The 20,592-nt window shown below is 71.8% G+C and carries 22 protein-coding genes and 1 pseudogene; 11 read left to right on the top strand and 12 right to left on the bottom strand.

What is annotated here, in order from left to right; all coding sequences use genetic code 11:
• A pseudogene (locus MTP10_RS39745) lies at positions 1–281 on the top strand (hypothetical protein); the annotation flags it as partial.
• Here the strand turns inward: MTP10_RS39745 and MTP10_RS39740 are convergent.
• Together MTP10_RS39740 and MTP10_RS39735 are read right to left on the bottom strand one after the other, a co-directional pair.
• Positions 244–1,299, bottom strand: a complete 1,056-nt coding sequence (locus tag MTP10_RS39740) for a PHB depolymerase family esterase (RefSeq protein WP_310716846.1) — start codon at positions 1,297–1,299, stop codon at positions 244–246. The pseudogene MTP10_RS39745 and the gene MTP10_RS39740 sit on opposite strands and share 38 nt — an antisense overlap.
• A gap of 69 nt (positions 1,300–1,368) precedes the next feature.
• Entirely contained in the window at positions 1,369–2,139 is a 771-nt protein-coding gene (locus MTP10_RS39735) for a sulfite exporter TauE/SafE family protein (protein ID WP_310716844.1), read from the bottom strand.
• A 196-nt stretch (positions 2,140–2,335) separates the two neighbouring features.
• Between MTP10_RS39735 and MTP10_RS39730 the strand changes: the two genes are divergently transcribed.
• Positions 2,336–4,549, top strand: coding sequence for an ATP-dependent RecD-like DNA helicase (locus MTP10_RS39730; protein ID WP_310716843.1), 2,214 nt, complete (start codon positions 2,336–2,338; stop codon positions 4,547–4,549).
• 228 nt (positions 4,550–4,777) lie between these two features.
• Positions 4,778–5,965 carry an Ig-like domain-containing protein gene (locus MTP10_RS39725; protein ID WP_310716840.1) on the top strand — a complete coding sequence of 396 codons (1,188 nt, stop codon included), beginning with the start codon at positions 4,778–4,780 and terminating at the stop codon, positions 5,963–5,965.
• A gap of 114 nt (positions 5,966–6,079) precedes the next feature.
• On the opposite strand, the gene MTP10_RS39720 is transcribed toward MTP10_RS39725, so the two are convergent.
• The 5 genes from MTP10_RS39720 to MTP10_RS39700 form a co-directional block, all read right to left on the bottom strand.
• Positions 6,080–6,634 (bottom strand): GNAT family N-acetyltransferase, encoded by a 555-nt coding sequence (locus MTP10_RS39720; RefSeq protein WP_310716839.1) that lies wholly within the window; start codon positions 6,632–6,634, stop codon positions 6,080–6,082.
• Positions 6,631–7,368 carry a phytanoyl-CoA dioxygenase gene (locus tag MTP10_RS39715; RefSeq protein ID WP_310716837.1) on the bottom strand — a complete coding sequence of 246 codons (738 nt, stop codon included), beginning with the start codon at positions 7,366–7,368 and terminating at the stop codon, positions 6,631–6,633. Before MTP10_RS39715 ends, MTP10_RS39720 begins: the two co-directional genes overlap by 4 nt.
• 133 nt (positions 7,369–7,501) lie before the next feature.
• A complete protein-coding gene (locus MTP10_RS39710; protein ID WP_310716835.1) occupies positions 7,502–8,866 on the bottom strand; it encodes a hypothetical protein in 1,365 nt (454 codons plus the stop codon).
• 162 nt (positions 8,867–9,028) lie between these two features.
• A complete protein-coding gene (locus MTP10_RS39705; RefSeq protein WP_310716833.1) occupies positions 9,029–10,006 on the bottom strand; it encodes a radical SAM protein in 978 nt (325 codons plus the stop codon).
• Between the two features lie 238 nt (positions 10,007–10,244).
• Positions 10,245–11,189: an NADP-dependent oxidoreductase gene (locus MTP10_RS39700; RefSeq protein WP_310716831.1), complete on the bottom strand. Its 945-nt coding sequence runs from the start codon at positions 11,187–11,189 to the stop codon at positions 10,245–10,247.
• Positions 11,190–11,287: 98 nt separating this feature from the next.
• Between MTP10_RS39700 and MTP10_RS39695 the strand changes: the two genes are divergently transcribed.
• The 4 genes from MTP10_RS39695 to MTP10_RS39680 all read left to right on the top strand — a co-directional run bounded on the left by MTP10_RS39695 (position 11,288) and on the right by MTP10_RS39680 (position 13,246).
• A complete protein-coding gene (locus MTP10_RS39695; protein WP_310716830.1) occupies positions 11,288–11,812 on the top strand; it encodes a MarR family transcriptional regulator in 525 nt (174 codons plus the stop codon).
• Positions 11,813–11,886: 74 nt separating this feature from the next.
• A complete protein-coding gene (locus MTP10_RS39690) occupies positions 11,887–12,441 on the top strand; it encodes a GNAT family N-acetyltransferase (RefSeq protein WP_310716828.1) in 555 nt (184 codons plus the stop codon).
• Positions 12,438–12,743: a DUF952 domain-containing protein gene (locus MTP10_RS39685; protein WP_310716826.1), complete on the top strand. Its 306-nt coding sequence runs from the start codon at positions 12,438–12,440 to the stop codon at positions 12,741–12,743. The genes MTP10_RS39690 and MTP10_RS39685 overlap by 4 nt, the downstream gene beginning before the upstream one ends.
• A gap of 128 nt (positions 12,744–12,871) precedes the next feature.
• Positions 12,872–13,246: a nuclear transport factor 2 family protein gene (locus MTP10_RS39680; RefSeq protein ID WP_310716824.1), complete on the top strand. Its 375-nt coding sequence runs from the start codon at positions 12,872–12,874 to the stop codon at positions 13,244–13,246.
• 94 nt (positions 13,247–13,340) lie between these two features.
• Here the strand turns inward: MTP10_RS39680 and MTP10_RS39675 are convergent, their stop codons facing one another.
• Positions 13,341–13,577 carry a hypothetical protein gene (locus MTP10_RS39675; RefSeq protein WP_310716822.1) on the bottom strand — a complete coding sequence of 79 codons (237 nt, stop codon included), beginning with the start codon at positions 13,575–13,577 and terminating at the stop codon, positions 13,341–13,343.
• A gap of 379 nt (positions 13,578–13,956) precedes the next feature.
• Here MTP10_RS39675 and MTP10_RS39670 point away from each other — a divergent pair, with 379 nt between their 5' ends.
• Both MTP10_RS39670 and MTP10_RS39665 read left to right on the top strand, forming a co-directional pair.
• Positions 13,957–14,433, top strand: coding sequence for a hypothetical protein (locus MTP10_RS39670; RefSeq protein ID WP_310716820.1), 477 nt, complete (start codon positions 13,957–13,959; stop codon positions 14,431–14,433).
• Positions 14,434–14,478: 45 nt separating this feature from the next.
• A complete protein-coding gene (locus MTP10_RS39665) occupies positions 14,479–14,733 on the top strand; it encodes a hypothetical protein (protein ID WP_310716818.1) in 255 nt (84 codons plus the stop codon).
• Positions 14,734–14,829: 96 nt separating this feature from the next.
• On the opposite strand, the gene MTP10_RS39660 is transcribed toward MTP10_RS39665, so the two are convergent.
• From MTP10_RS39660 to MTP10_RS39650, 3 genes are read right to left on the bottom strand one after another with little or no spacing between them, the layout of a single operon-like run.
• Entirely contained in the window at positions 14,830–15,411 is a 582-nt protein-coding gene (locus MTP10_RS39660) for a TetR/AcrR family transcriptional regulator (RefSeq protein WP_310716816.1), read from the bottom strand.
• A gap of 2 nt (positions 15,412–15,413) precedes the next feature.
• A complete protein-coding gene (locus tag MTP10_RS39655) occupies positions 15,414–15,800 on the bottom strand; it encodes a hypothetical protein (RefSeq protein WP_310716814.1) in 387 nt (128 codons plus the stop codon).
• A gap of 40 nt (positions 15,801–15,840) precedes the next feature.
• Positions 15,841–16,758 (bottom strand): LysR family transcriptional regulator, encoded by a 918-nt coding sequence (locus MTP10_RS39650; protein ID WP_310716812.1) that lies wholly within the window; start codon positions 16,756–16,758, stop codon positions 15,841–15,843.
• 23 nt (positions 16,759–16,781) lie between these two features.
• On the opposite strand from MTP10_RS39650, the gene MTP10_RS39645 reads away from it, so the two are divergent.
• On the top strand, positions 16,782–17,837 hold the full coding sequence (locus MTP10_RS39645; protein ID WP_310716810.1) for a putative sulfate exporter family transporter: 1,056 nt from the start codon (positions 16,782–16,784) through the stop codon (positions 17,835–17,837).
• Here the strand turns inward: MTP10_RS39645 and MTP10_RS39640 are convergent.
• Complete coding sequence (locus MTP10_RS39640) at positions 17,834–18,397, bottom strand: TetR/AcrR family transcriptional regulator C-terminal domain-containing protein (protein ID WP_310716808.1); 564 nt, start codon at positions 18,395–18,397, stop codon at positions 17,834–17,836. The genes MTP10_RS39645 and MTP10_RS39640 overlap by 4 nt on opposite strands.
• A 481-nt stretch (positions 18,398–18,878) precedes the next feature.
• On the opposite strand from MTP10_RS39640, the gene MTP10_RS39635 reads away from it, so the two are divergent.
• Positions 18,879–20,582 carry an enoyl-CoA hydratase-related protein gene (locus MTP10_RS39635; RefSeq protein ID WP_310716806.1) on the top strand — a complete coding sequence of 568 codons (1,704 nt, stop codon included), beginning with the start codon at positions 18,879–18,881 and terminating at the stop codon, positions 20,580–20,582.
• Positions 20,583–20,592 lie beyond the last annotated feature (10 nt).

The raw sequence follows: 20,592 nt of genomic DNA, 5'->3' as shown, positions 1-20,592 counted from the left end.
TGCCCGCGGCCGACGCCCGGCACTTCGCCGACCGGCTACGCCAGACCTCGGCCGCCCCCGTCGTCTACGCCGAACTACGCGGCGGCAACCACGCCTTCGACCTGTACCACTCGGTCCGCTTCGAGGCGGTCGTCGACGCGATCGAGGGCTTCACCGCCTGGGTGAGAACACGGGAAAGAAGAGCCGTGGCCGGCCAGCCGGGACCCCGGCCGACGGGACTTCCGTTGATCCCCGACGCCGCGGTCAACGCGGCGCAGCGGCGTCGAACACGTCGAGGATGACCTTGGTGGCGTCCAGCTCCCGGCTGGTCGAGCCGAGCCGCCGCACCTCGATCGGCCCCGGCCAGGTGTGACCGGCGCCGCGCAAGGTGTACAGCCGCACCGACGCGCCGCCGCGACAGCCCGTCCAGCGGCGCAGCCGCACCCCCGGCGCCGGCGCCGAGACGCCCTCGCCGGTGCAGCCCAGCGCCCGCGCCCATCCCTTCGCGCTGTCCTGCACCGGGGGCAGCACCACCAGCCGCGCCAGGCCGCGCCGCTCGGAGGAGTTCTGGAACGGATGGCCGCCCTCGTAGGGGACGACCTGGTCGGCGGTGCCGTGGAAGGCCAGCAGGGTCAGGGGCGCGGGACGCTCGCACGGCGGCACGATGCTCAGCCCGGCCACCGCCGCGACCCCGGCCAGCCGGCCGTTCATGGCGCAGGCCAGCGCGGCGGACATGCCGGCGCCGAACGACATCCCGGCCGCGAACACCCGGCGCCGGTCCACGCACGCCCCCCGCTCCACCCGCTCCAGCAACGCCGTCAGGAAGCCGGTGTCGTCGGGTCCGTAGGCGTGCGGCAGCGTCCAGCCGATCCGCCCCTCGGCGGTCTGCGGGGTGATGACGAGGTAGCCGCGCCGGGCCCCCTCGCGGGGCAGGCGGCTGTAGGCGGCCTGCTGGGCGGCGTCGGAGCCCAGGCCGTGCAGGTCGAGCAGGACGGGATGGGGGCCGCGCCCGCGCGGCAGCGCCAGCAGGTACACGCGCCGCAGCCCGCCGTAGTCGATGGTGTTGCGGCCCTGGCGCAGCGCGGGCCCGCCGCCCGCGCACCCGCCGGCCGTCGCGCTCACCCCGGGGGAGGCGGCGGCGGACAACGACGGCGAGGACGACGCAGTGGGGGACGTGCGCGAGGGGGAGGGCGACGCGGACGGGTCACCGCCGCCGCCCGAACACCCCGCCGCCACCAGCAGCGCCCCGCACAGCAGCGCGCTGCCGAACCGCCGCAGACGGCCGGCCCGCGAGCGCCGCCTGCCAGGATCTGCGTCCATGACACCCCCCTCCTCGTGATCCTGCCACCCCCGCCCCCACGCCACGCGTGAGGGCCGGGGTGGCGACGCTCAGCCGTTCGCCTCGATCCACAGCCGGACCGCCAGGACGAGAGCGACCAGGGCCGCCAACCGGCGCACGACCGCGGCCGGCAGCCGCCGGGCCAGGCGCGGGCCGAGGGTGGCGCCGGCGAACATGCCCGCCCCCAGCGGCACGACGGCCGCCCACTCCACGGCGCCGAAGACGGTGAACGCCGCGGCCGAGACGAGCGCGGAGGCGCCGATCAGCATGTTCTTCAGGGCGTTGGCGGTGGGCAGCCGCGGCTCGGCGGTGATCAGCAGCAGGGCGAGGATCATGACGCCGGACCCGGCGCCGAAGTAGCCGTTGTACACCGACATCACCAGCAGCACGACAGGCAGCGCCACGGCGTCCGCGCCCGGCCGGCGGCCGCGGCGGCGCCGTTCGTGGTAGGCGGCCAGCCGCGGCTGGGCCAGCAGCGCCAGCGCCCCGCCGGCCACCAGGAACGGCACGATACGGGCGAAGACGCCCGGCGGGGTGGACAGCAGCAGCGCCGATCCCGCCGCCGCGCCCAGCACCGCCGGCGGCAGCCGCCGGCGCAGCCACGGCCCCTGACCGGCCAGCTCGGGCCGGGAGGCCAGCGCCGCGCCGGGCCAGCAGGCGGCGAAGGCGACGATGTTGGCCACGTTCGCCGTCACAGCGGGAAGGCCCAGCGCGAGCAGCGCCGGGTAGGAGATGAGAGAGGTGATGCCGCCCGCGGTGCCGACCACCCCGGCGACCACTCCGGCCAGGGCCAGCAGCGCCATCTGCCCGGCGCCGCTCACCGCCGCTCCCGCCGGCGGGCAGGCGGGGGACCGAGGCTGCGGGGGAGCTGCACGGCGAGGGCCTCCCTGGGGTCCGGCCCGGCACCCGACCCCGGGCACGACCGCGATCTTCGCGCGATCGTAGCAGCCGTGCGCCGACGGGCCCCGCCCGCTGCTCTACCCTGGCTCCGGAACGGTGGCCGAAGAGGGGTTCGCGTTGAGACCTGGTCCGGATGGTTCGCTCGCCGCATCGCTGGATGCGGTCCTGGAGCGCATCACCTACGCCAACGAGGAGAGCGGCTACACCATCGCCCGGGTGGCCACCGACCGCTCCGGCTCGGAGCTGCTGACCGTGGTCGGCCCCCTGCTGGGCGCCCAGGTGGGGGAGTCGCTGCGGCTGAGCGGACGCTGGACCTCCCACCCCCGCTACGGCCGCCAGTTCGAGGTGTGGTCCTACACCACCGTGCTGCCCGCCACCGTGCAGGGCATCCGCCGCTACCTCGGCTCCGGCCTCATCAAGGGCATCGGCCCCAAGATGGCCGAACGGATCGTCGACCACTTCGGCACCGACACCCTCGACGTCATCGAGACCAGCCCCGAACGCCTGGTCGAAGTCCCCGGCCTCGGCCCCAAACGGACGAAGATGATCGCCGCCGCCTGGGCCGAACAGAAGATCATCAAAGAGGTGATGATCTTCCTGCAGGGCGTCGGCGTGTCCACCTCCATCGCCGTACGCATCTTCAAGCAGTACGGCGAGCAGTCCATCACCGTCGTACGCACCCACCCCTACCAGCTCGCCGACGACGTGTGGGGCATCGGCTTCAAGACCGCCGACACCATCGCCCAGGCCGTCGGCATCCCGCACGACAGCCCCGAACGCGTCAAGGCCGGCCTGCGCTACACCCTGTCCCAGGCCGCCGACGACGGCCACTGCTACCTGCCCGCCCCCAACCTCGTCGGCGACGCCGTCAAGATCCTCGACGTGCCCGCCGGCCTGGTCACCACCTGCCTGGAGGAGCTCATCGCCGCCGAGGGCGTCGTGCGCGAGGACGTCCCCGCCGGCGACAACGTGGTGCCCGCCGTCTACCTGCCGCCCTTCCACCGCGCCGAGCTGTCCCTGGCCGGCGGCCTGCTGTCGCTGCTGCACGGCGGCCACGACCGGCTCAAGGCGTTCGCCGACGTCGACTGGGAACGCGCCGAGACCTGGCTGCACGCCCAGACCGGCGCCGAGCTCGCCCCCGAGCAGCGCCAGGCCGTCCGCCTGGCCCTGACCAGCAAGGTCGCCGTCCTGACCGGCGGGCCCGGCTGCGGCAAGAGCTTCACCGTCCGCTCCATCGTCACCCTGGCCCGCGCCAGACGCGCCCGCGTCATCCTGGCCGCCCCCACCGGCCGCGCCGCCAAACGCCTGGCCGAGCTGACCGGCCACGAGGCCACCACCGTCCACCGCCTGCTGCAGCTGCGGCCCGGCGGCGAGGCCACCTTCGACCGCGACAACCCCCTCGACGCCGACCTCGTCGTCGTCGACGAGGCCTCCATGCTGGACCTGCTGCTGGCCAACAAGCTCGTCAAGGCCGTCGCCCCCGGCGCCCACCTGCTGTTCGTCGGCGACGTCGACCAGCTGCCCTCCGTCGGCGCCGGCGAGGTCCTCAAAGACCTGCTGGCCGCCGACGACATCCCCCGCGTCCGGCTCACCCAGATCTTCCGCCAGGCCCAGGAGTCCGGCGTCGTCGTCAACGCCCACCGCGTCAACACCGGCCACCACCCCGTCCTGGCGGGCATGAAGGACTTCTTCCTGTTCCCGTGCGAGGAGCCCGAGGAGATCGCCCAGCTCACCGTGGACGTGGTCGCCCGCCGCATCCCGCGCAGGTTCGGCCTCGACCCGCGCCGCGACATCCAGGTGCTCGCCCCCATGCACCGCGGCGCCGCTGGCGCCGGCGCCCTCAACCTCGCCCTGCAGGAATCCCTCACCCCCGCCCGCGAGGGCATGCCCGAACGCCGCTACGGCGGCCGCGTCTTCCGCGTCGGCGACAAGGTCACCCAGCTGCGCAACAACTACGACAAGGGCGCCGCCGGCGTCTTCAACGGCACCGTCGGCGTCGTCACCGACATCCGCCCCGACGACAACGAGCTGACCGTCCTGACCGACGAGGACGAGCACGTCGCCTACGCCTTCGACGAACTCGACGAGCTGGCCCACGCCTACGCCGTCTCCATCCACCGCTCCCAGGGCAGCGAGTACCCCGCCGTGGTCATCCCGCTGGCCACCAGCGCCTGGATGATGCTGCAGCGCAACCTGCTCTACACCGCCATCACCCGCGCCAAGCGGCTGGTCGTCATCGTCGGCTCCCGCCGCGCCCTGGCGCAGGCCGTGCGCACCAAGGGCGCCGGGCGCCGCCACACCGGCCTCACCCACCGCCTCACCCGCGGCTGATCACGCGGCCGATCACAGGGCCGATCACAGGGCCGATCATGCTGCTGGCGCGGTGAGCCGTTACGGCCATTCCTTTACCCGTCCTTGACCCTGCTCTGACCTGCCGTTGACTGCAACAAGTGATCGAAACGTGACCGAACTCTCCCATATGCAACCGCGTCATACATGCATCAGCATTAAGGTCTTTAGGTGCAGTTTGCAGTTTTCTGCATGGGGGAGAGGACAGACTTGAACATCGCGTCTGGTTGGAAGAAGCCCACCGCGGGCATCGCGCTGCTCGCCGCGGCGGCCCTGACGGCTTCGTGCTCCAGCGGCAACGCCGCCACGGGCAACGCCGGCGCGTCCAAGGCCACCACGTCCGCCACACCTCAGGCGCCGACGATCACCATATCGCCCGCCGAAGGCAGCGCGAAGGTCAGCCCCGACAAGAAGATCGTCATCACCGCCTCCGGCGGCACCCTGGACGAGATCACCGTCCAGGCCGGCACGTCCGACGACGAGATCACCGGCACCTACAACGCCGACAAGACCCGCTGGGTCTCCAAGGGCACCCTCAAGCCCTCCACCGGCTACACCGTCAGCGCCAAGTCCGGCGTCACCACCGCCACCAGCGCCTTCACCACCATCAAACCCGAACGCGAACTCCAGGTGGCCGACGTCACCCCCAACGCCAAGGGCGAGACCCTCGGCGTCGGCGCCCCCATCATCGTGACCTTCAACCAGCCCGTCACCCAGAAGGCCGCCATCGAACGCGCCCTGAGCGTCAAGGCCGAAAAGCCCGTCAAGGGCGCCTGGCGCTGGATCAACGACACCGTCGTCATCTACCGCACCGCCACCTACTGGCCCGCCCACCAGAAGGTCACCTTCACCGCCGACATCGAAGGCGTCAAGGCCGGCAAGGGCACCTACGGCGTCAAGGACTACACCGCCAACCTCAAGATCGGCGCCAAGGTCATCAGCAAGGTCGACACCAAGAAGCACATGATGTACGTCTACAAGGACGGCAAACGCGTACAGACCATGCGCATCAGCGCCGGCATGGCCACCACCCGCGAGTACACCACCACCTCCGGCGTCCACCTGACCATGGAGCGCGGCAACCCCGTCCGCATGATCTCCCCGGGCCGCAAGAAGGGCGACCCCGGCTACTACGACGTCATGATCAACCACGCGGTCCGCATCTCCAACTCCGGCGAGTACGTCCACGCCAAGGACAACGTCTGGGCCCAGGGCGTGCGCAACGTCAGCCACGGCTGCGTCAACGCCCGCCCCGACCAGGCCAGGTGGTTCTACAGCACCATGCAGCGCGGCGACGTCGTCGACATCACCGGCACCGACCGCGAGCTGGAATGGAACAACGGCTGGGGCTTCTGGCAGATGCCGTTCTCGCAGTGGAAGAAGGGCAGCGCCCTGTAACACCGCGCCACAAAGGGGGGCCGGCACCGCACCCGGCCCCCTTCTCGCTCCCCAGACCTCTCAAGCAACTTCGGCCCGGCCGAACCCCACGTAACGCCGCAGATCACGCATCCCCTACAGGGACCGGCGCAGCACCATCCCCGGCCACTCACCGACCGTGAACGGCGCCTCCCGCTCGAACCCCCACTCCTCGTACCAGCGCACCAACCGGCCGTCCCCACCGGCGTAACAGTCCACCCGCAGCACCGCCACCCCCCGCTCACCGGCCTCGCCCAGCGCCCGGTCCAGCAACGCCGCGCCCACGCCCATCCCCGGAAAGCGCCGGTCCACCACCAGCGCCTGCACGTACAACTCCGGCACCTCCGCCGGCCGCACGTACGCCGGCGGCGCCCCCACGCTCACGCACCCCGCCGGCTCAGCGCCCACCTCGGCGATCCGCAACCCACCGCCCCGCGCCCACTGCCGCACCTGCTCCGTACGCCGCTCGTCGCCGGTGAAGGGCCGCTCACCCCACTGCCCGGTGATGCCCCGGCTCACCAGCCACGCCACCGCGCTGTCGAACATCGCCAGCACCGCCGCCACATCCCGCGGCCCGCCCGCCCGGACCTCCACCCGGCTCCGCGCGCTACCCGCCACCCCGCCCTGCGCACTACCCGCCGCCTCGCTCACGCCGGCGTCCCCCACGCCGCAAGCGCCAGCGGCGACCCGGCGGCGGGGGACAGGGGCTCCGTCAGGATCACCGGCGCCTGCGCCATGAACCGCGGCCGCCGGCCCCGATGCTCCTGCGCCGCGTGCACCGTGAACGGATGCACCACGTACATGTCACCGGGCACCCCCGTCGCGTACGCCTCCGCCCGGCCCCGGCTCGCCTCCTCCAGCAAAGGCCCCGCCACCATCGCGTCCATCGCCTCGCCATCGCCCAGCACCGCCACCGAGTCCCGCTGCGAGCCGACCCGGATCCGCGTCGGCGCGTCGTCCGCACCCACCTCCGACAGCAGCACCAGCAGCAGCAGCGTGTGCGGCCGCCCGCTCACCTTCCAGCCGCCGTCCGCACCCGGGGTGTTGGCGTCGACGTGCCAGCCACGATCGTCGGCCGGCGCCACATCCGGGAACCGCACCGGGATGTTGCCCAGGCTCCCACGCGGCACCCACCCGCCCGGCCCGGCCACCGCGTCCAGCGCCCGCCGCAGCCGCTCACTGCGCGCCAGCACCCCGAACGGCCCCTCACCCGTCAGATCCGAGGCCCACACCACCGGCCGCGTCCACCCCGACGGCTCATCCGGCGACAACCCGACCTGACGCCACAGCAACGCCCGCGCCTCGTCACCCACCTCACGCGCCGCCGCGCCCTCCACCTTGGCGAACCCGTCCGCCACGAACCGCTCGACGTCGATCACATCCATGCGCGGCACGCTAGCAGCGCCGCCCACCGACTTCCCCCCGATTTTTCCCGCTACGTCTCTTCCCGGTACGTCCCGCCGCCCGGCCGGCCCGCGGGCAGGCGACGGGACACCATCACGGCTCACCCCGCCGGCGTCAGCTCGCCGCCACGTACTCGTACGAGCCGGCCTCGATCCGCCCGTCCTTGCCGACCGCCACACCGTCCAGGTCGATGTCGTCGAACGCCGTCACACCCAGCCCGATCGCCGGACTGGTGGACAGCAGCCGCAACGGCCGGTTCGGATCGAACTTGGGATCCTTGCGCACGTTCGCCGTCCCGGCCGACATCTGGAACTGCCCGCCGTAGAAGACGTTGTGGTCGCTGGCGGTGAACGCCGGATCGGCGTAGGCGCTCTTCTTGCCCGCCAGCACGATGTTCTGCGACAACCTCAGATGCTGATTGGTGCAGCCCGCGTCACACACCACGCCCTCGGCGTCGGCGTTGGGCAGGTTCATCGAGTTGTTGCGGAACACCGTGCCGAACACCGGCCCGTTGGTCTCGATCCGGCCGTCGTCGTGCACCGGCCCCCGCGTCACCAGCCCCGAGCGGGCGCGCGACCCGTAGATGCCGTTGTACTCGAACACGTTTCCCGACGTGCCGTCCGGGTCGTTGGAGGTGCCGTCAGGCTTACGACTGGTGCCCAGCTCGGTGAAGGTGTCGTTGTCGATCGCCAGGTTGTGGTGGACCCGGTTGCGCGAGCCCATGAAGATCTCCACCGCCGCGCCGTCGAACACGTAGTCGTAGCTGAAGGCCACCGACCCGGTGATGGTGTTCCACCCGATGTTGGAGTCGTCGCCCTGCACCAGCATGGCGAACGCCCCCGAGTCGTCGTTGGAGTCCTCGTCGGTGGGGGTCAGCTTGCTCATGTGGTTGTTGTCGACGAAGTCGTTGGCGGTCACCGCCGTGTAGCGGGCGCCCGTCTCGATGTACACCCCCGCCGCCGCGCCGGTGATGAGGTTCCGCTCCACGACGTTGTCGCTGCCGCCCACCTTGATCCCGGCCCACGAGCAGCGGCCCTCGTCACGGTTCACGCCGACCTGCAGGTTGTAGACCTCGATGTGGCTGCCCCGCAGGTCCACGCACGCCTCGGTGTCACCCATGAGGATCGGCGCGGCGCCCGTGCCGTAGGCGTCGACGACGATGGGAGCCTCCGCCGTGCCCGAGGCGCTGACCGCCAGCTGCCCCGACCACGACCCGCCCCTCTTCAGCAGCAGCTTCGAGCCCGGCACCAGCGGCGCGGCCGACGCCGCGGCCAGCGTCTTCCACGGCGTGTCGGCCGAGGTGCCCTCGGCGCCGTCGTCGCCGGCGGCGCTGTCGAGGTAGTAGACGACAGGGTCGTCGTCGGCGACGGTCGCGGCGGACGCGCCCGCCGTCCCCGCTGCGGCTCCGGCGATCACGACCACGAACGCCGCGACGCTCGCGGCCAGCGTCTTCGGAGCCTTCGATGATAAGCCTGACACGTGGGGTTCAGCCTCCCGAACAAAGATCATCCCGGTTGAGGCTGCCACCATAACTGCAAAAAGTGACCCAAATCGAGGCCTACGGACATCCGAACGACACCCGACACCCAGGGGAGCGGCACACCACCACCCACACCCCCCACCAGGCCCGAAACCCCCCGATCAGACCAGCTCCAACTGCTCCCCACCCGGACGCCGCCGCCCCACCGGCTCCCACACCCCACACGCCATCCCGTACACCCGGCACAACTGCTCGATCTGCCCCGTGATCCGCCCCTCGTACTCCGCCGACGGCACCCCCGCCCCGTCGTACAACTCCTCATAACGCGCCACCAACCCCGGATGCGCCTCACCCAGCCACTCCAGGTACCACGACCGCGTCCCCACCGGCAGCCGCAACACCACCGGCTCCACCGCCACCGCACCCGCCGCCGCGATCCGCCGCACCGTCGCCGCCAGCTGATCAGCCGCGTCACTCAGCAACGGCAACACCGGCGCCATCAGCACCCGGCACTCCACACCGGCCTCCACGAGCGCCGACACCAGCTCCAGTCGCGCCTGCGCCCCCACCGCACCAGGCTCCACCGCCCGCCGGATCCGCTCGTCCACGAACGCGATCGACACCGCCCCCCGCGCACCCGCCGCCACCAGCAACTCCGCGTCCCGCAACACCAGCGGACTCTTCGTGTACACCGTGAACGGCACACCGGCCTCACCCAGCGCCCGCACCACCCCCGGCATCAACCGATACGTCCGCTCCGCCTCCTGGTAACAGTCACCCCCCACCCCCACCGCCAGCGGCTCATCACCCCAGCGCGCCAGCTCACCCCGCAACCGCTCCACCACGTTCGCCCGCACCACGACCCGCGTGTCGAAGTCACGCCCCGCATCCAACCCCAGCCGCCGATGCCCGCCCCGCGCCCCGCACCCCCGGCACGCATGCGCACAACCCCGATAAGGCGACACCGCCCACCGCTGCGCCACCCCCGCACCCGCGGGCACCCGCTCGATCGCCGTACGCGCCTGCATCTCGTAGAACCCGCCGCGCAGCACCGCACGCCGCTCGATCAGCGGACGATCGTCAACCGCGTCCACCAGCGAAAGCGCGTCCCAGCCCACACCGTCCAGTGGAACACGCATTCGACTCCCTTTTCAACCCACACCGCACGAAGCACACAGCAGGACCGCGAACACCCCGCCCGGATCCCACCGCCGCCCGACCACCCCCAGACGCTCCCACATGCACCTGCCTGCGGACCCCGCGAACGGGCGATCCCGTGATCGCCCGCCTGGAGCTTTCCCGCCCGTGGACAATGCGCTGGAAGGTGGAGGGCAACGCGCGCGTTCTTGCGGGCCTTCGAGGTGGAGGTGAGAAAAATCAGGCGGTCGGCGCAAGGACGACGACCTTGCCGGACACGGCACCGGCGGCGACTTCCGCATGCAACGCCGGCAGATCCTCGAGCCGGACCCGGCGGCTGATGTCGATGCGAAGCTCGCCTCGGTCGATCGCCGCCACCAGGCCGGCGAGCTGCTTGGCGTCGCTCCGGACGAAGACGTTGAGCCCGCGCACCTGGCGCGCTTCGTCGCTCGGCGCCTGCATCCACACCGTGGTGTTGACCACGGCCCCGCCGGAGCGCACGAGAGCGGCCTGGCCGGCGAGCTGGGAAGGCTCGATCGGCGCGAGGTTGAGCAAGAGGTCGACCGGCTCGCCCACCGCATCCACCACGTCGGTCACGGCGTGGTCGACGACCTCGTCGGCACCGGCGGCCCGGACCCGGTCCGCGCTGCGCGGGCTCGCCGTGGCGATGACGTACGCGCCGGCGTTCTTCGCCAGCTGCACCGCGTAGGCACCGACAGCGCCTCCGGCACCGGAGATGAGCACGCGCTGCCCGGCGGTGAGCCCGCCGAGTTCGAACAGCGCCTGCCATGCGGTCAGGCCCACCAGCGGCAGGGCCGCCGCGTCAGCGAGCGGCACACTCGAAGGCGCGGCCGCCAGCACCTCGGCGGGCGCGATGACATACTCGGCGGCTGCGCCGTCACCGATCATCGGGAGGAATCCGACGACCGCGTCACCGACCGCCACCGCGTCGAGGCCGTCACCGAGCGCGTCGACCGTTCCGGCTACGTCGATGCCCGGCGTGTGGGGGAGCGTCACCGGGAACGGGCCCTGCAGACCACCGCTGCGGATACCGGCGTCGACCGGGTTGAACGACGTCGCCGCGACCCGGATGCGAACCTCACCAGCGCCGGGCACGGGCAGCGCCACGTCCTCGTAGCGCAGGACATCAGCATCGCCGTATTCGTGGAATCGCACTGCCTTCATGACGAACTTCTTCCATCGAGAGCGCCAATATGCTTCGAATTCGAAGCAGTGAGGTGAAGCTACCACTGCTTCGAACCCGAAGCAAGTACGATGACGGCATGACCGAAGAAGGGCCCCTCGACCCCGCCGAACTCGGCGCGTACTTCGCGCTCATCGAGGTGAGCAGCCTCCTGCGCCACACGGTGGAACAGCAGCTGCGCGACGCCGGCGACCTCAGCTACGTCCAGTTCCAGCTCCTGGCCACACTCGGGGACGCAGCAGACGGCAGCCGGCGCATGACCGAGCTGGCAGACGGGGTCGTGTACAGCCGCAGCGGCCTGACCTACCAGGTGGGGCTGCTGGAAAAGGCCGGACTCGTCACTCGCAGCCCGTCAGCGGAGGACGACCGAGGCGTGACAGTGACCATCACCGAGGCGGGACGCAACGTGCTCGCCCAGGTGTTCCCCGGCCACATCGACGTCCTGCGCCAACTCTTCCTCCAACCACTCACGCGCGCGGACATCGACAGCCTCGCTCGTGTCCTCACCGTCGTCCGCGACCACATGCGCACCATCCCGCCCCGCTCGGCGAAGCCGCGCCGAAAGAGCGCCGCACGCCAGAGCCCCCCAGACGGCGAAGCCTGATCGCGCCCCGGCACCCGCCACAAGACACCACAAACGACTCGCCACCCCCCAGCCCCCCTCTCTACACTGCCTCCGTGCTCAAACCCGACTACCCCCTGACCACCGAGCGTCTCCTCCTGCGCCCGTTCACCCCATCCGACCTCGACGCCGTCTACGCCTTCGAATCCCGGCCCGACGTCACCCGCTACCTCTACTGGGACGCCCGCGACCTCGACGCCGCCCGCACCGGACTCGAAACCAAGATCAGCCGAACCGCCATCTCCGACGAAGGCGACGCCCTCAACCTCGCCGTCACCCTGCGCGACAGCGGCCTGCTCATCGGCACCGTCATCCTCGTCTGGACGAGCAAAGAGCACCGCCAAGGCGAGATCGGCTACATCTTCAACCCCGACCACCACGGCCACGGCTACGCCCCCGAAGCCTCCCGCGAACTCCTGAGCCTCGGCTTCGAGGGCCTGCGCCTGCACCGCATCGTCGGCCGCCTCGACGGCCGCAACACCGCCTCCGCCCGCGTCCTGGAGAAGCTCGGCATGCGCCGCGAGGCCCACCTCGTCCACAACGAGCAGGTCAAGGGCGAATGGACCGACGAGGTCATCTACGCCATGCTCGAAAGCGAGTGGACCCCGTGACCCTCCTCCACCTCGCCCTGGCCGCCGACTGGCACGCCGCCCGCACCGCCGGCGACTACCGCGTCTCCACCCTCGGCCGCACCCTCGAACAGGAGGGCTTCATCCACTGCAGCGGCGACCCCGCCCAGCTCCAAGGCGTCCACGACGCCTTCTACACCGGCGTCACCGAGCCGCTCCTGGTGCTGGAGATCGACCCCACCGGCCTGGACGTCCGCGTCGAGAACGGCTTCCCCCACGTCTACGGCCCCATCCCGCTCACCGCGGTCACCGCCACCCGCCCCTACGAGCCGCCCACCACCTGACGACCGAACACGACTCCGGCCCGCCTTCGGGCCCGTGTCCGATCGTGCTCAGCCGCAGACGCGAACCCGGGGGAGTGGCACCCCCCGGACCGCCCCACAAAACCCCGAGAACCGCCACAATGACCCGCATGGACCCGCGGACCGCAGCACAACGCTTCGCCGACACCTGGCAACACGGCTGGACCCACCACGACGCCGACAGCATCATCGCCCTCTACGCCGACGACGCCGAACACACCTCGATGCCCTTCCGCCCGCCACACCGGGGGAGAGGCGCCATCGCCGACTACATCCGCTGGTCCTTCACCGGCGAAACCGACCCCCACGTCACCTTCGCCACCCCCATCGTCGACGGCGACCACGCGGCCATCGAATTCCGCGTCCACGCCCACGACAACGGCACACCCGTCACCCTCGCCGGCTGCGTCTTCGCCACCTTCGACACCCACGGCCTCGCCGTCCGCACCCGCGACTACTGGCACACCACCGAAGGCCACCAGTAAGCAGGGGACAGGCACAACCCACCGCCCGGACGCCCCACCACGGAGCGTCAGCGGCCACACACCCTCAGTGCCTCAGCGCCTCAGTGCCGGACCGTCAGCCCGAGATCCGCACGACCGGCGCCAGCCGCGCCTCGGCCACCTGCTCGTACGGCTCATACTGGCCGCCGTGCCCCGAACCGCCGTGTCCGGGAACGCCGTGCCCCGAACCGCCGTGTCCGGGAACGCCGTGCCCCGGAACGCCGTGCGCCTGCGGGGCGTGCTGCGGCGCCGCACCCTGGGGGACCGGCGCCATCGCCGCGCCACCCGCGGGAACCTGACCCGCGCCGGGCATCGCCGGAGCCTGACGCGGCATCCGCCGGATCGGCTCCGTGGCGGCCCGCCGTTCCTCGCACCCACCTGCGCAGTAACCGTTCGTCACGATCAACCGGCCCCGCAGGGCGGTGTACGATTCCCGGCCGGAGGCCGGCAGAACCCCCTGACACACCGGACATAAAACAGATTCGGTCCCCACGTGCTGCTCCTCTCGCGGCGCGATAGCAGGCTTCCCACCCTAAACGCCACAGGCGCCGGGGGACAGGAAATTCACCGATGGTCAAGCGTTCCGTCATGACCACGCACCGTCACAATCCGACTTACTTGACATAATGTTCATTATCGAGCATTCGGAAATGTCGCGATCACGCCGCATTTGGCCTGCCTAGGATGAGGACATGAACCTCGGCCTCCCAGAGCTCTTGTTCATGCTCTGCCTCGCCCTCCTCGCCGTCGCGATCATCGTCTTCGCCGCCGCACGCGCCGCGCGCCGGCCCGCGGAGCCGGCCGCCGGCCCCCAGGAGGTGGACGCACGCATCCGCCACCTGGCCGCCGCCGGCAAGAAGATCGAGGCGATCAAGGTCCTGCGCACCCACACCGGCATGAGCCTCAGGGACGCCAAGCTCGCCGTCGACGGACTCGCCCACGGCCACCCCATCCGCCATCCCGCCCTCCAGGGCCCAGCCCCCCAACAGCCAGCCCCCCGGCAGCCCGCCGGGCCGGCGGCCGACCTGGCCACCCGCGTACGACGGCTCAAAAGCGACGGCCGCGCCGATCAGGCCGTCTTCCTCGTGCGCGGCGAGACCGGCATGGGTCACGACGAAGCCGTCGCCTTCGTCGACAGCATCCAGGTGGCGTACGAGGGCGAGCTCTGACCACCCGCCCTGACGCAGGCGGCGCCGGCGCGTTACGATCAGTCCATGCTCAGCCTGGCGATCTCCACCCCGGGCCTCATCGCGCTCACAGCCGTCGTCACCGTAGCGATCATCTATCTGATCATCCTGGCGGTCCGCCTCACCCAGCGGCCCCGTAACCGCCTGGCCCCCAGCACCGACCTGGTCGACCAGGCGCGCGAGCTGAAGGCCATGGGTCAGATCCAGGAAGCCGTCTTCCTGGTGCGCGGCGAGACCGGCATGAGCCACCGTGCGGCCACCCGCTTCGTCAACCGCCTCTGACCACCCCATACAGCCGGAAAATATCCCATACCGGACAGAAGGTGGGTTCTGTTCGGTATGATTCCGGTCCCGCCGGACGCGGCGAACGGCCTGCCGTCAGGCTCGCGTGGCGCGGTCGAACGTCTCGGCCAGCTCGTCCGCGCACAGCCGCGCGTCCATGCCCTCGGCCAGCCGGCCGGCCGCCCCGTCGATGGCCGAACGCACCGTCGCGGCCATCAGCCGGGGCTCGAACGGCCGGAAGGAGCCGGTGCGCTGCCCGCCGGCCAGCAGCTCCGCCAGCCGGTCGACCGCCGCCTCGCTCTCGTCCTGCCCCACCGGCGTGCCGTGGTGAGCGAGCTGCTGCACGGCCCGCACGTGGTCGGGGTTGGCGGCGATGAAGGCGATGTTCGCCCGGATGAACGCCTCCAGTTGGGCGCGGGCTCCGTCGGCGGCGTCCAGGGCGGGCCTCATGAAGGCGGCCGCGTCCTGGACGACTTGGCGTACGACGGCCGCGAACAGCTCGTCCTTGCTGGCGAAGTGGTAGGAGATGAGGCGTTTGCTGCTGAGGCCCGCCTGTTCGCAGATGGCTTCGAAGGTGGTGGCGGCGTAGCCGCGCCGGGCCAGGACGGTGATGGTCGCCGTGGCGATCTGCGCTTTGCGCGCCTCGGTGGCCGCCTGCCGGCCTGCGGGCCTTTCCATGGTCAGCCCAGCTTGCCACGCCTGGGGTACGCCTGTCGTACGCGGGGGCGGTTGACGATGATCGCGACGGCGGCCAGGAGGAGGCCGACCAGTGCCTGTTCGGCTTTCATCCATGGGGGGTAGCCGTTGTCGGGCACGGCCACGATGAGGGCGATGCCGATGGGGGCGATGGTGGTGATGAGGCGGATGCGCAGGTAGGCGGAGCGTTTGCCGGCGGCGGCCTGTGCGGTGAGGGCGAGGAGCCAGGCGGCTGCGGCGGCCACCGCTCCCCCGCGGAGCCAGACCACCCAGTTCGCGCCGAGCAGGGGTGCGGCGGCGAGGGTGGCGAGGGAGATGATCAGGACGGTGAGGAAGAGGGCCCGGACGCGGGCCCACACTGTTTTATCCACATGAGTAAAGTTATCCGTCTGTGTAAATTATTGCAAGGCTCTACCCGCTCCCCCGGCGTGCGGTGGTGGCGGCGCGGGCCAGGCGGACGAGCTCGGCGGCGGCGCGGGGCGGCCGGGAGCGGTCGCGCCAGACGGCGAGCAGGGGGCGCCGCAGGTCGAGGTCCGTGACGGGGATCTCGACGAGCCGTCCTTCGCGTAGTTCGGCGGTGACGGCCAGGACGCTGAGGACGGCGGGGGCCACTCCTGACTGCACGGCGACCTTGACCGCGGCGTTGGAGGCCAGTTCCAGGGCGGGCGGGGCGACGTCGGGGCCGGTGGCGACGCGGTCGAGGGCGTGGCGGGTGCCGGATCCGGGTTCGCGTACCACCAGGGGTGTGGCGGCGAGGTCGGCCAGGTGCAGGGGGGTGCGGCGGCGCGTCCAGGGGTGGCGGGGGGCCACGACGACGACGAGCCGGTCGGAGGTGATGGTGCGGGCGGTGAGTCCTGGCGGCACGGACGGGGATTCGATGAAGCCGACGTCGATGTCGCCGTGCTGGGCCAGCCGGCAGACGACTTCGGAGTTGACGACCTGGACGTCCACTTCGGCGTCGGGGTGGTCGCGGCGCAGGGCGACGAGCCAGCCGGGCAGCAGGTATTCGGCGATGGTCATGCTGGCCGCGACGCGGATGCGGGTGTCGCGGTGGCGGCGCAGGGTTTGCACGCCGGTGAGCAGGTCGTCGGCGGCGGCGAGGGTGGCGCGGGCCCAGTCCAGGACGAGGTGGCCTTGGGGGGTCAGGCGTGAGCCGGTGGTGGTGCGGTGCAGGAGGGGCAGGCCGAGTTCGCGTTCCAGGGTGTCGAGGCGTCGGCTGGCCGATGCCTGGGTGATGCCGTGGAGTGTGGCGGCTTTGCCGAGGCTTCCTTGGTCGGCGACGGTGATGAGCAGGGCGAGGCTTTCGAGGTCGGGCCACCGGCGGGTCATGCGTTCACCGTATGACGCGGTGCGTGTTCGGCGGCTACCGGGGCGTGTGGTGGGTGGAGACAATCCGTCGCATGGTGGTGTCTGTCAGGCCGGCGCGTGACGCCGGTTCGCTCGTGCCGGGGCTTGTGGTGGTGTCGGCCGGTGTGCTGGTGGCGGTCGTGGTGAATGTGCTGGTTCCGGCGGTGAGCCAGTTGGTGGCGGCGGTGGTCCTGGGGGCTGCGCTGACGAATCTGGGGGTGCGGGGGGCGGCGTTGGAGCCGGGTCTGGCGTTCGCGGCGCGCCGGTTGCTGCGGGTGGGTGTGGTGCTGTTGGGGGCGCAGCTGGCGGTGTCGGATGTGGTGGCGTTGGGGTGGCCGGTGTTGCTGCTGGTGCTGGGGACGGTGGCGGTGACGTTCTCGGTGACGTGGTGGGTGGGGTGCCGGCTGGGTTTGGGGCGGGGGTTGTCGGTTCTGGTGGCGACGGGGTTCTCCATCTGCGGGGCGGCGGCGGTGGCGGCGATGGAGGGGGTGGTGGGCGGGGCGAAGGAGGACGTGGTGACGGCGGTCGCTCTGGTGACGTTGTACGGGTCGCTGGCGATGGTGGTGTTGCCGCTGGCGGGGGGGGTGGTGGGGGTGCCGGCGGGGGGGGTCGCGGGGTGGGCGGGGGCGAGTGTGCATGAGGTGGCGCAGGTGGTGGCGACGGCGCAGACGGCGGGTTCGGCGGCTTTGGGGGTGGCGGTGGTGGTGAAGCTGACCAGGGTGGTGTTGCTGGCGCCGTTGATCGCGGGTGTGGGGGTGTGGCGTCGCCGGGTGGAGGGGCCTTCGGGTGGTGGTGGGAGGGCGCCGGTGCTGCCGTTGTTCGTGGTGGGGTTCTTGGTGATGGTGGGGTTGCGTAGTGCGGGGGTCGTGCCGGTCGGGTGGCTGGCTCCGTTGAGGAGTGCGCAGATGGTGTTGTTCGCGGCGGCGTTGTTCGCGATGGGGGCGGCGGTGCGGTTGCGGGTGCTGGCGCGGACGGGTCGCCGGGCTGTGGTGCTGGGCGGGTTGGCGACGGCGGTGGTGGTGGGGGTGTCGCTGGCCGGGGTGGGGCTGCTGGTGTCCTAGGCGGGGGGCTTTGTGGTGGTCAGGTGGGTGCGGATGCCGGTGATGATGAGGTCGAGGCCGTCGTGGAAGGCCTGGTCGCGTTGCGGGCGGGATGGGGCGCCGGGGTCGGTGGCGCGGGCCTGTTCCTCGGTGGTGTAGCCGTTGACGTAGGCCAGGACGGTGTCGACGGCGACCATCGCGGTGGCGGGGGGTGCGCCGGCGGTGGGGAGGGGGTCGATGAGGGGGTGGAAGGAGGCCACGGCGTGCTCGCCGGGGTCGTGGAAGCCGGCGATGAGGCGGGCGCCGTCGCGGTGGGCGAGCATGAGGTGGCGGATGCCGTGGGCGACGGCGCGTAGCTGGTGGTCCCAGGGGCCGTCGAGGGTGGCGCCGGCGTCGGGTGGGGTGACGAGGTGGGCGACCATGGCGTCGAGCAGGGCTTGTTTGCTCGGGTAGTGGCGGTAGAGGGCGCTGGCGCGGACGCCGAGGCGGTCGGCGAGCAGGCGCATGGTGAGGCCGTCGAGGCCGACCTCGTCGAGCAGGTCGATGGCGGTGTGCAGGACTTGGGTGCGCCGCTGGCCCATGGTTCCTCCTCGGGCGCGGGCGGGTGGTCGCGCCTCGCGCGGGTGAACACTGTACACGTGGGCGTCGTTCAGGTGGGGTGTCGGGGTTGGGGGCCTCTCCCCCGGGTTCGGTGACGGGCTGGGGGTGGGTGGCGTACGGACCGTGGGCGTTTTCGGCTCTGCGGCGGGTGTGGGGTGGAGGGGCCGGCGGGGGTGGTGTCGGGGCGCCCGCCCGCCAAAAATCCGGACATTTGTGGATTTTTGGTGCCGCATGTCGCGGCTTTCTGCGGGGTTATGTCAGCAGTACTTGCCTGGACATGTCAGCATCGATGCATGTACGGGACATATGGGACTGTCTTAAACGCCCGGGAACGCTGGGACGGCCGCGCGACCATCCCACGCTGACACCCCGGCCCCGCTGACAACCCCCGGCCCGTGCGGGCCCGCCCCACCAGCGGCCCCCTCCCCCCTTGATGTGACGAACACCCGAAGGAAGTCCGCGTTGCGTATCCTGCTGCTCTGCTCCTCGTTCAACGGCCTGACCCAGCGCGCCTGGCTGGAGCTGCGCCGGGCCGGCCACGACGTCACCGTCGAGCTGGCCCTGTCGGAGCGGGTCATGCTGGAGGCCGTCCAGCTGGCCAAGCCCGACCTGGTCATCTGCCCGTTCCTGAAGGAGAAGGTGCCCTCGCCGCTGTGGCGGACGCAGCGCACGATCATCATCCACCCGGGCCCGCCCGGCGACCGCGGACCCTCCTCGCTGGACTGGGCGATCCTCGACGGCGAGCCCCGCTGGGGCGTGACGGCATTGCAGGCGGTGGAGGAGATGGACGCGGGCCCCATCTGGGGATACCGCATGTTCCCGATGCCGGCCGAGCCGCCCCGCAAGTCGGCGCTGTACAACGGGCCGGTGGCCGACGCCGCGGTGGAGCTGGTGGTGGAGGTCGCGGCCAAGGCGGCCGACCCGTCGTTCACACCGGCGCCACTGGACTACCGGCGGCCCGAGGTCGTGGGACGGCTGCGCCCGGCGATGCGGCACGCCGACCGCGAGTTCTCCTGGGAGGAGCCGACCGACGCGGTGCTGCGGAGGGTACGGGCCGCCGACGGCGCGCCCGGCGGACGGACCGTGCTGGGCGAGACGCCGATGCGGGTCTTCGACGTCTACCGCGGGCCGGCGATCAGCGGCCGGCCGGGCACGGTGGCCGGCCGGCGTGAGGGCGCGGCGCTGGTGCACACCGGCGACGGCTCGGTGTGGGTGGGGCACCTGCGGCGAGACGAGCCGGGCGCGGTGAAGCTGCCGGCGGTCACGGTGCTGGGCGAGCTCGCCGCCGGGGCGGAGGAACGCGCCGGCTACAGCGAGATCACCTACGACCGCCGCGACAGCGTCGGCGTGGTGAGCTTCGACTTCTACAACGGGGCGATGTCCAGCGAGCAGTGCCACCGGCTGGCCTCCGCGCTGCGCTACGCCGTGGCGCAGGACACCCGGGTGCTGGTGGTGCGCGGCGGCGAGGTGTTCTCCAACGGCATCCACCTGAACGTGATCGAGGCGTCGCGGCACCCGGAGATGGAGGCGTGGCGCAACATCAACGCCATCAACCAGGTGTGCCGGGAGATCGTGGCGTGCACGGGGCAGCTGGTGGTGACGTCGGTCGGCGGCAACGCGGGCGCGGGCGGCGTGATGATGGGGCTGGGCGCCGACCGGGTGCTGGTGCGCGCGGGCGTGGTGCTGAACCCGCACTACCGCACGATGGGGCTGTTCGGCTCGGAGTACTGGACGTACACGCTGCCGCGCAGGGTCGGCGCGGCGGCGGCCCGGCGGCTGACGCAGGACGCGCTGCCGGTCGGGGCGGTGGACGCGGCCGGGCTCGGGCTGGCCGACGAGGTGCTGCCCGGCTCGCGGCTGGAGTTCGAGCGGGCGGTGCTGGACTACGCCGAGCGGCTGGCGCACGACCCGTCGTACGGCAGGCTGCTGGCGGCGCGGCGCGCCCAGCGGGAGGAGGACGAGCGGCGCAAGCCGCTGGACGCCTACCGGGTGGAGGAGCTGGCGGAGATGAGCCGGGACATGTTCGACGACCGGCACGGCTTCGCCGAGGCGCGGCGCGCGTTCGTGGGCAAGCGCAAGCCCGAGGCGACGCCGGACAACGTGGCGGCGCATCGGGAGTTGTCCGGCGCGTCGGCAGGGGCAGACGCGATCACATCTCATATGTGAGATATGGTCT

This window comes from Nonomuraea sp. 3-1Str, assembly GCF_031570565.1.
GTDB lineage: Bacteria > Actinomycetota > Actinomycetes > Streptosporangiales > Streptosporangiaceae > Nonomuraea.
The sequence above is the reverse complement of the archived record's forward strand: the minus strand, read 5'-3'. Positions and strand labels throughout refer to the sequence as shown.